Source organism: Chryseobacterium sp. TB1-D10 (assembly GCF_059803555.1).
In genome coordinates, this window is the sequence record NZ_JAPFHB010000004.1 from 308,015 (window position 1) to 316,163 (window position 8,149).

Here is an 8,149-nt window from a genome sequence, read left to right on the forward strand (position 1 = left end):
AATAAATTAAATTAATTGTTAAACAAAAATTAAAATGATAGTGATTAAGACTTCATTGCGCTAAGCATACCACCATAAACTCTATTAAGATTATTTAGATTACCAGTTAGTCCTTGTAGTTCTTCGTTGAATTTTTCAGAATGTGCTGCAGATTTTTGAATATCTTCTACATATTTTTTACTGAATTCTGACTGCTTTTGACCTTGCTCTAATTGAAGCGCGTACAAAGCATTCATACTTTCCAAATGAGAAGCAGCCATATTAAGTTGCTCGTTGTATTTGTGAGTAGATGCAGAAACGTCTACAGTTTGGTTGATTTGATCTACAGATGATGAGAATTTATCAATTCCTCCTCTTAATCTTTCGAATAAGCTAACATCAAGTTTTGCATCAGCAAGCATTTTATCAAGTTTATCAGACAATGAAACTTCTAATTCTTTATTCTCAAGTTTGTTAACAACTTTTTTTGGCTGTCTTTCTGCAGTTTCATCCAATAATTCTGGGTAAACATTTTCCCAAGCATAGTTTTCTTCTGATTTTGGCGGATCGAATGCAAAAAATAAGAAAATAAGTGCTTCTGTGATCAAACCAGCAGCAAGTGCAACGTTACCTGTAATAGGACCGAGACTCCAGTGAGTCATTTTGAATAAAGCCCCCAAGATTACGATAGCAGCACCAAATGAATAGACAAAATTCGTTATTGAATCTTTAGTTTTAAACATGTTTTTTAGATTTTAGTTAGTAATAGTTAGTTAATTATTTAGTTGTTCTTTTAAATTTTCCAGCTCCTGAAGGAATGTCCTGAATAGTTCTGAAACCAATGAAACTTCTTGCAGAATCTTTTCTTTCCCAATCTCTGTAACCAGTCATTAGTAAGTATCCTGCATCTTTCCAAGATCCTCCTCTAACCGTTTTTTTATCTTCTTTATAAGCCTGATTCGAAAGATTTGGATTTAATGAGGAAGAAAATTCTGAGCTAGAGGTATTGTAAGGTGACTCCGTCCATTCTGCAACGTTACCAGCCATATCATACAATCCGTATCCGTTTTTCGCAAATTTCTTTACAGGTGCAGTATAAGTATAATTAGCTTTTTTCTCATCCTCTATGTAATTACCTCTCTTCGGTTTGAAGTTTGCCAGATAGCATCCTCTGTCATCCTGCAAATATGGCCCACCCCAAGGATAAGTTGCATTCTGAATGCCACCTTTTGCTGCATATTCCCATTCTGCCTCTGTTGGAAGACGGAATCTCATTGATTTTTGCTTCTTCTTTTTTAGACTGCTATTAAAGTCGGTTTTCAATTTTGTTCTGAAATCACAGAAAGCTCTCGCCTGATCCCAAGTTACACCAACTACAGGATATTCTTTATAGGCATTATGCCAAAAGTACTGATCAAACAAAGGCTCGTTGTAAGCATAACTGAAGTCCTTTACCCAAACTGTGGTATCCGGATAAATCGCAATACTTTCTTTTTTAAGGTAGTTTGCACCTCTATTTTTATCTTTAACGGCAGACATTACATCTTCCCACTGATAACTATACTTGATTTTGGACCAGTCAATAATTCTTTCATTGTTGATTCTTTTATCAGCTGGTAAATACATTGATTCAAGAACTTCTGCATATTTCTCATCTGGATAAGCCGATGTATTCCACTGAACAGGAACCTTCCAATCCAGTTTTTTAGATTCATCATAAGTACCTTCCCCTCCTTCTCTGCCACCTTGTGACTCCATATATTTTTGGTAAGGTGTAGCTTCGTCCCCAGTTTTTTTAGCTGCATAAGCAAAATCACCAATTGAGCCACCATTTCCTCCTTCACCGTCTCCTCCGCCTTCGCCTGCTGCTTCAGCTAACAATCCTCTGGCAATAGAATCTCTAACTGCATTGATGAATAATCTATATTCTGCATTAGTAATTTCTGTTTCATCCATAAAAAAGGAAGATACCGTAACAGTTTTGGGCATTGCTTTTTCCGGCGTTGCTGAAAAATCCTGATCAGCCATACCCATTACAAATGCGCCACCTGGTATTGGAACCATCCCATAAGGTCGTTCTGCAACAAATGATTTTGAGGATCCTCTCGGAACAAGTTCTCCCTTAAGACCGGGCTTACCAGCACTTCCTTTATTCCCTTTGGAACAAGAAACAATAACTGATGTTGATAATAATATTAGTAATATCCTTTTCATCCTATTTTAAAGAAATTAAGCGGTAAATATATAATTTTTTTTATGAATAATTATCAATTTTTATTCAAAACGTAATTTGTTAAAGAATATTTCACAAAGAATGAAATTATTCTACGGTTACAGATTTTGCAAGGTTTCTCGGTTGGTCAACATTTGCACCTCTTTCTACTGCAATATAATACGAAAGAAGTTGTAATGGCACTGATGCTAAGATAGGCGAAAAACACTCAGAAGTCTCAGGGATTTCTATAATATAATCTGCCATTGCTGCAACCTGTGTATCACCTTTATTAATGACTGCAATCACTTTCCCTTTTCTAGCCTTGATCTCTTGAACATTGCTTACAATCTTATCATAATGTCCAATTTTTGGAGCAATGATCACGATTGGCATGTTCTCATCAATCAAAGCAATAGGACCATGTTTCATTTCTGCTGCCGGATAACCCTCCGCATGAATATAAGAAATTTCTTTTAGTTTAAGTGCACCTTCTAATGCAGCAGGGAAGTTATAACCTCGTCCTAAATATAAAAAGTTGGTAGCATCTGCAAATTTGGATGCGATCTCTTTTACGACACCATCAACAGAATTCAAAACATCTTCTACTTTTTTAGGAATTGCTTCTAATTCTGTAATTAATCTCATAAAGTCAGCTTTTCCTAAATTGCCGTTATGATTGCCCAATTTGATAGCAATCAAAGACAGAATAGTAAGTTGGGCTGTAAAAGCTTTTGTGGAAGCTACACCAATCTCGGGACCTGCGTGCGTGTATGCACCGGCATCTGTATATCTAGCAATAGAAGAATCTACAACATTACAAATTCCGAAAACAAAAGCACCCTTTTCTTTAGCCAGCTTAATTGCCGCCATTGTATCGGCAGTTTCTCCGGATTGTGAAATAGCGATTACCACATCTTTGGAACTAATGATTGGATTTCTATATCGGAATTCTGAAGCGTATTCAACTTCTACAGGAACTCGTGCAAACTCTTCAATCAAATATTCTCCGATGAGTCCTGCGTGCCAGGAAGTACCACAAGCAATGATGATAATTCTTTCTGCATTAGTCAATCTTTCCAGATGATCCCAGATACCAGCCATTTTAATGATTCCTTCTTCAGCAAGCAATCTTCCTCTCATCGTATCAAGGATTGATTTTGGCTGTTCGAAGATTTCTTTTAACATAAAATGCTCATATCCTCCTTTTTCTATCTGCTCAAGATTAAGTCTTAATTCTTGTATTGCAGGTTCAATTTTTGTATTTTCCTTTATAGTTCTGATATCAATTCCGGATTCTAGAGATATGGTTGCCATGTGTCCTTCTTCCAGATAAACAGCTTCTTTCGTAAATTCAACGAATGGAGATGCATCTGATGCTACAAAAAACTCGCTTTCGCCAATTCCGATAGCTAAAGGAGATCCCAATCTTGCCACTACAAGTTGACCAGGGAAATCTTCGTGCATTACAGAAACAGCATAAGCTCCATAAACCTCATTCAAAGCATATCTCACAGCTTCGGGGAATTCCAATGTTGGTTCTTTGTCCATAAAATACTGGACAAGATTTACTAAAACTTCTGTATCAGTTTCAGATTTAAAATCAAAATCTTTATTGATTAGCATTGTTTTAATCGTATCATAATTTTCAATGATACCATTGTGAACTAATGCTATCTTCCCGCTATTAGAAACATGAGGGTGGGAATTATTATCACTTGGAACACCATGGGTAGCCCATCTTGTATGTCCCATTCCTATTTTAGAGGTATTCTTTAAAGCTTTAGAAATTGCTACAAGATCATCAACTTTACCTTTTGTTTTTTTTACTTCAAATTCTCCTTTCTCCGTTTCTAAAACAACTCCGGCACTGTCGTAACCACGATATTCTAAACGACGCAATCCATTGATCACTATCTCATAAGCATCACGAAAACCTGTATAACCTACGATTCCACACATATTATTAGCTTTATTTTTTGGTATATATTAATCTTAACTGAGCCACTTTGGAATTTTTACCTGAAATCTCCCCACCTACATTTTGAGTATCAGTTCCTTTTAGAACAATACGGAAAGGAGTATATGCTCTGTTGTTATAATTTTGTCCTAAAAGAAGTCCTGTAGAAGGATCGCTGATATAGCTTCCAATATTAAGGGTAAAGTCTTTATCAGAAATCTTCGCAGGATCATAATTACCATCCTCAATGATTTTTTTCAGAGAAGAGGTTATGCCGATGTCATAATAAGCTTCTTTAGTCGAAAGATTACCTGTTTTCACTAATGAATATCCTGCGTTAGCCAAATCAGTCATATCGGGGAGAAACCTCGTAGAATCTTTTTCTTTCACCAGCATACTACCTGGTTTTTTATAAGAATTAGCCCAAGTTATATCATCATTGTAAAGTCTAATTTTCGCTGAGACGATAGCAATTTTTTCATCTCTGTACTGATCTTTTAATGTTTTAATTGTAGCTGCAGGTATTTTAATACCAAAGCTGGCACCGCCCATTCCCTGAGCATAGATCAACTGATCTCCGGCTACATCATTTGGTGATGAAACAGAAGAGACCGGATACGTAGATGGTCTGTCGTAGATGATCTTGCTTAGGTGAACATTCCCAGAACCAAGGTTCATAGCAACTTCTGCTTTTGTACGAGTAATTGTTCCGTTAGTGGCTGTCACATCATTCTTATAGTATATAATAATTCCTGCATCATTAGGTGCCATAGAAAACAGATAGCCATCATCTTCTGCAACAGAAATACTGATTCCTTTGAAATATCTAATAAAAGATGCAGCATCTTTAAGAACCTGGTCTCCCTTTTTAGCAATTATTTTGTTTTGGAAAAAAGCGCTATCCAATTTCATACGAAAAGAAATTGCTCTATTAAGCAATTCAGAAGCATCTGAGTCTTTTGTCACGACTACAGAATTTACAGTTCCGTCAAAAACCTTTGATCCAATTTCTGTTCCCAATGAAACCACTTTACCAGATGATAGTTTGTCAGCTGTTGCTCCTAAGAAATCATTAACGTCATTTACTTTGATTGTAAATTGTGTCTTACCATTAATTTTTGTCCTGCCATATTTACTTACAGGATATGTCGTAACAATTTTTTTTGCTGCAACTGCTCCATCTGGATAAATATAATCTTCATTGGTGGATGTCTTAACGGAATCTGTAGCAGATTCATATTTTGGTTTCAAAGTTAAAACCACGGAGTCAATAACCGGATTTGTTCCAAAATCAGGATTGTATGCATTTAATCTAACTTGAGTAATGTAAGACACTTTTTGGCCACCAAAAACAGGTTCTTTAAAAGCACCCAGTCTAATACTATCCAATCTGGAAGCATCTGCTTGGATTGTATCTTTGTTACTAATATTATAAGCTATAAGACTGAAAGCTTTATCATAACCCTCAGATCCATTCGCCGCTACCAGTTGAGATCCAAGATCATCCAATTCGCCTTCACAAGAATTTAAAACCAACATTCCCATTACCAAAAACGGGATCATCTTCATCAAAGTTTTTATTTTTATCATTATAAAAAAATAGTATTAATAAACTGTTGCTATGGAATCAGCATTCAAATAGTCCGATTTCTCGGCATCTGCTTTTCCATAAGCTTCTTCTAACTTTTCTTCTAAGAATTCATTTCCTTTTACAATCACATCTACATACTGCATACTGTCATTTACAAAGTTCAGAAAGCTTGGATTATCTAACGATTGCAGATCAGAAATATTATCAAAAGCCAAAATATCTTTTGTATTGTTGTTTAGTTCAATATCATCCTCGTTGTAGACAGAAAGTACAATTTTGGTATCATTGAAGTAAGTATCATCTTTGTAATAAGTCTTCAGATAAATAGGAATCAGTGCGGACATCCAGCCATTCAGGTGGATTACATCCGGAACCCAATTTAGTTTCTTTATGGTTTCTATAACGCCTCTTGCAAAGAAAACAGCTCTTTCATTGTTATCTTCAAATGCTTTTCCTTCGTCATCGTGATAATATTGTTTTCTTTTGAAATACTCTTCATTATCAATAAAATAAACCTGCAGACGCTCGCCTGGCAAAGATGCCACTTTAATAATCAAAGGCTGATCCAGGTCATTGATAATAATGTTCATCCCGGAAAGTCTGATAACCTCATGAAGTTGGAATTTTCTCTCACTTATCTGTCCGAATCTGGGCATAAAAACCCTGACATCGTTACCACTTCCGTGCATTTTCAGCGCCATTTTGTGTACCAAACTTCCCATATTAGTGTCTTCTTGATAAGGGAACATTTCTGTAGTAACGTATAAAATCTTTTGATTAGGCATAAAATTTACTTTAAATGAAGTATAAAATCTTCATTTTGCAAAAATACAAAAAATTAAATCAAAATATTTATTTTCATTAATATTAATACAGTTATTTAAAATACACTAACTATCAATAAGTTAATCATTTAAAAGTGTTAATTTACTGAATATGATATATTATAATAATGCCACTAATTCTGAAAAAGGCTATTATTAATTTCAGTTACATTAGTTTAAGATCAAAATCGTATTTATTTAAAAATCGCCGGATGTGAGAAATTCCAAAAAACATTATCTTTGATTTACTAAAATAGCAACACAATGAATGTCTTTTACGACAAAAATTCTTTTAAAGAATATATAAAAACACAAAAGGAACAACACAAAACAATTGGATTTGCACCCACAATGGGCGCTTTACACGCAGGTCACATTTCGCTCTACAAAGAAGCAAGACAACATAACGATACTGTTATCTCTTCTATCTTTGTAAATCCAACACAATTTAATAATCCTGAAGATCTGGAAAAATATCCACGGACTGTGGAAGATGATATAAAGAAATTGGAAGATTCAAATCTTGTAGATGCCGTCTATATCCCCAGAGTTGAAGAGATCTACCCAGATGGGATGGAAAGGCAGCATTATTACTTCGGAGGAATCGAAAACGAGATGGAAGGCGCTGCCAGGCCAGGACATTTCGATGGCGTTGGAACTGTAGTTGAAAAATTGTTTTTACAGGTAGAACCAGACAATGCCTATTTCGGCGAAAAAGATTTCCAGCAACTTAAGATTATCGAAAAACTTGTGGAACTTTCCGAAATGAATATTAAAATCCACGGTGTAAAAATTCATCGGGAAGAAAACGGTCTTGCAATGAGTTCGAGAAATATGCGTCTTTCTGAAATCGAAAAAGAAACATCAGCTCTTATTTACAAAACTTTGAAAAAGGTGAATGAATGGTTCAGGGTTATTTCTGTTCCTGAAATTAAAACCAGAGTTGAAGATATTTTTCAGAGAGAAGATATGGAACTTGAATATTTTCTGATTGCAGATGAGAAAACTTTGAAAGAAGTAGATTTCTTTTCTGAGGACAAAAACTTCCGTGCCTTCATCGTTGTGAATGTTGGCAATGTAAGATTAATCGACAATCTTCATTTGGATTAAAATTTAAAATTTGGACAAAAAAAAAGGAACTTCTTTATTCAAGAAGTTCCTACACCAAATCACAAAATATTAATATGAAAAAAATTTACTTGCGTAAATTGTGACCCGGCTGGGATTCGAACCCAGGACCCATACATTAAAAGTGTATTGCTCTACCAGCTGAGCTACCGAGTCGGCCACTTTTTAATTAATAATTTAGAATTAATAATTAAAAAATTGTTTTTGGTTTTTGAAAAATGAGAGAACTTAATTCTTTAATTTTTCATTCTTATTTTTTGCAGTGCCTGCGACTGGACTCGAACCAGCACATCCTTAGGAAACCACCCCCTCAAGATGGCGTGTCTACCAATTTCACCACGCAGGCAAAAAAAAACCGTATCGCTACGGATTTTTGCTTTGTGACCCGGCTGGGATTCGAACCCAGGACCCATACATTAAAAGTGTATTGCTCTACCAGCTGAGCTACCGAGTCG

The 8,149-nt window shown here is 35.4% G+C and carries 6 protein-coding genes and 3 tRNA genes; 1 reads left to right on the forward strand and 8 read right to left on the reverse strand.

The window, feature by feature from the left end; all coding sequences use genetic code 11:
• Positions 1–44: 44 nt before the first annotated feature.
• The 5 genes from porL to OPU68_RS07985 all read right to left on the reverse strand — a co-directional run bounded on the left by porL (position 45) and on the right by OPU68_RS07985 (position 6,527).
• Positions 45–722, reverse strand: a complete 678-nt coding sequence (gene porL / locus OPU68_RS07965) for a type IX secretion system motor protein PorL/GldL (protein ID WP_498473489.1) — start codon at positions 720–722, stop codon at positions 45–47.
• Positions 723–756: 34 nt separating this feature from the next.
• Positions 757–2,193: a T9SS ring complex lipoprotein PorK/GldK gene (gene porK, locus OPU68_RS07970; protein WP_498473490.1), complete on the reverse strand. Its 1,437-nt coding sequence runs from the start codon at positions 2,191–2,193 to the stop codon at positions 757–759.
• A gap of 106 nt (positions 2,194–2,299) precedes the next feature.
• Positions 2,300–4,153 (reverse strand): glutamine--fructose-6-phosphate transaminase (isomerizing), encoded by a 1,854-nt coding sequence (gene glmS, locus OPU68_RS07975; protein WP_498473491.1) that lies wholly within the window; start codon positions 4,151–4,153, stop codon positions 2,300–2,302.
• A gap of 10 nt (positions 4,154–4,163) precedes the next feature.
• On the reverse strand, positions 4,164–5,741 hold the full coding sequence (locus tag OPU68_RS07980) for a DUF4270 family protein (RefSeq protein ID WP_498473492.1): 1,578 nt from the start codon (positions 5,739–5,741) through the stop codon (positions 4,164–4,166).
• Positions 5,742–5,756: 15 nt separating this feature from the next.
• Positions 5,757–6,527 (reverse strand): glycogen/starch synthase, encoded by a 771-nt coding sequence (locus tag OPU68_RS07985; RefSeq protein WP_498473493.1) that lies wholly within the window; start codon positions 6,525–6,527, stop codon positions 5,757–5,759.
• Positions 6,528–6,830: 303 nt separating this feature from the next.
• Here OPU68_RS07985 and panC point away from each other — a divergent pair, with 303 nt between their 5' ends.
• Positions 6,831–7,676 (forward strand): pantoate--beta-alanine ligase, encoded by an 846-nt coding sequence (gene panC / locus OPU68_RS07990; RefSeq protein ID WP_498473494.1) that lies wholly within the window; start codon positions 6,831–6,833, stop codon positions 7,674–7,676.
• A gap of 101 nt (positions 7,677–7,777) precedes the next feature.
• On the opposite strand, the gene OPU68_RS07995 is transcribed toward panC, so the two are convergent.
• The 3 genes from OPU68_RS07995 to OPU68_RS08005 form a co-directional block, all read right to left on the reverse strand.
• Positions 7,778–7,850: transfer RNA gene (locus OPU68_RS07995), tRNA-Lys, on the reverse strand.
• Positions 7,851–7,957: 107 nt separating this feature from the next.
• Positions 7,958–8,040, reverse strand: a tRNA-Leu gene (locus tag OPU68_RS08000).
• A gap of 35 nt (positions 8,041–8,075) precedes the next feature.
• Positions 8,076–8,148 (reverse strand) — tRNA-Lys (locus OPU68_RS08005).
• Between the last annotated feature and the right edge of the window lies 1 nt (position 8,149).